Genomic DNA, 1,614 nt, shown 5'->3' with positions numbered 1-1,614 from the left:
TTTCTTCCGCCAGAACTTTAGCCAAGTCACCAACCCGCCAATCGACTCCTTGCGTGAATTCCGGGTGATGAGCCTCAAGACACGGTTCGGCAACCTCAAGAACGTGCTCGACGAAGACAGCTCCCAGGCGAGAGCCTGCGCGTTGCGGTCTCGGCCTGCTGGAACATCGGCGCGCTGTCGACCGAAGCGGCGCGGACCACGGTGATCGTGGGGCTGCAGATGAATCAGGACGGCACGCCGGTGATCGGGTCGATCCGGATGCTCAGCGCCTCCGGCGGTGGCGATGCCGCAGCAAGGCAGGCCTTCGAGGCGGCCAAACGTGCAATCATCCGCTGCGGCAGCCGCGGCTACGACCTGCCACAGGAAAAATACAGCCAGTGGCAAGACATCGAGATGACATTCGATCCAATGAGGAGCCGATAACATGCTGACGAGACTTCTGGGACTTCTGGCACTGGGGGCCGCGACCGTCTTCGCGGCGGCCCCGGACACCGCGCGCGCCGAGCCGTTGCGCATCGTGATTGACGACCCGACCATCGAGCCGCTGCCCTTCGCCGTCCCCAGCTTTCAGCCCGAAAGCGGCGAGGCCGGGCAGCTGGCCGTCGACATCGCGCGCGTCGTCTCGGACGATCTGACGGGCACCGGCCTCTTCCGCGAAATTCCGGCCAGCGCCTATATTTCCACCGTGAGCGACTTCAACGCGCCGGTCGAATATGCCGATTGGAAGGCGATCAACGCGCAGGCGCTGATCACCGGGGCGGTTAATGTCACCGGCAATAGCGTGAATGTGAAGTTCCGCGTCTATGACGTCTTCTCGGGTGAGGAACTGCTGGATGCCAGCGGGCAGGGCGGTCTGCAATTCAGCGGCACCGTCGACGGCTGGCGCCGCATGGCGCATAAGGTGGCCGATGCGGTTTACAGCCGGATCACCGGCGAGGGCGGCTATTTCGACAGCCGCGTGGTTTTCGTCTCTGAGACCGGGCCGAAGGACAACCGCCAGAAACGTCTGGCCGTGATGGATTATGACGGGGCGAACCTGAAATACCTTACCGAATCCGGCTCCATCGTGCTGGCGCCGCGTTTCTCGCCCAGCGGGGACCGTGTGCTCTACACCAGCTATGAAAGCGGTTTCCCGCGCATCTATGTCTTGGATATCGGCACCGTCCAACGCCGCGCGCTGCAAAGCGCCGAAGGCTCCATGGCCTTCGCGCCGCGGTTCTCGCCCAGCGGTCAGACGGTCGTCTATTCGCTGAGCCAAGGCGGCAACACGGATATCTATTCGATGGACATCAACAGCGGCCAGTCGGTGCGCCTGACGAACACGCCTGCGATTGAGACGGCGCCGAGCTTCTCGCCCGATGGCAGCCGGATTGTCTTTGAGAGTGACCGTTCCGGCAGCCCGCAGCTTTACGTCATGCCCGCCACCGGCGGAGAGGCGACGCGGATTTCCTTTGGTGAGGGGCGTTACGGCACGCCGGTCTGGTCGCGCGCGGGGATTTGGTGGCCTTCACGAAGCAGAACAAGGGCCGCTTCCACATCGGTGTCATGCGGCTGGATGGCTCGGAAGAGCGTCTGCTGACCGCCTCCTTCCTCGATGAGGGTCCGACTTGGGCC

General features: G+C 63.6%; 2 pseudogenes. Both read left to right on the top strand.

Annotation, left to right across the window (positions count from 1 at the left end):
- Positions 1–129 precede the first annotated feature (129 nt).
- Positions 130–423: pseudogene (locus FCK22_RS14295) on the top strand (energy transducer TonB); the annotation flags it as partial.
- Position 424: 1 nt separating this feature from the next.
- Positions 425–1,614 (top strand): annotated as a pseudogene (gene tolB / locus FCK22_RS14290) (Tol-Pal system beta propeller repeat protein TolB); the annotation flags it as partial.

The sequence above is a fragment of the Sulfitobacter sp. 15WGC genome (assembly GCF_005068605.1).
Lineage (GTDB): Bacteria > Pseudomonadota > Alphaproteobacteria > Rhodobacterales > Rhodobacteraceae > Sulfitobacter > Sulfitobacter faviae.
The sequence above is the reverse complement of the archived record's forward strand: the minus strand, read 5'-3'. Positions and strand labels throughout refer to the sequence as shown.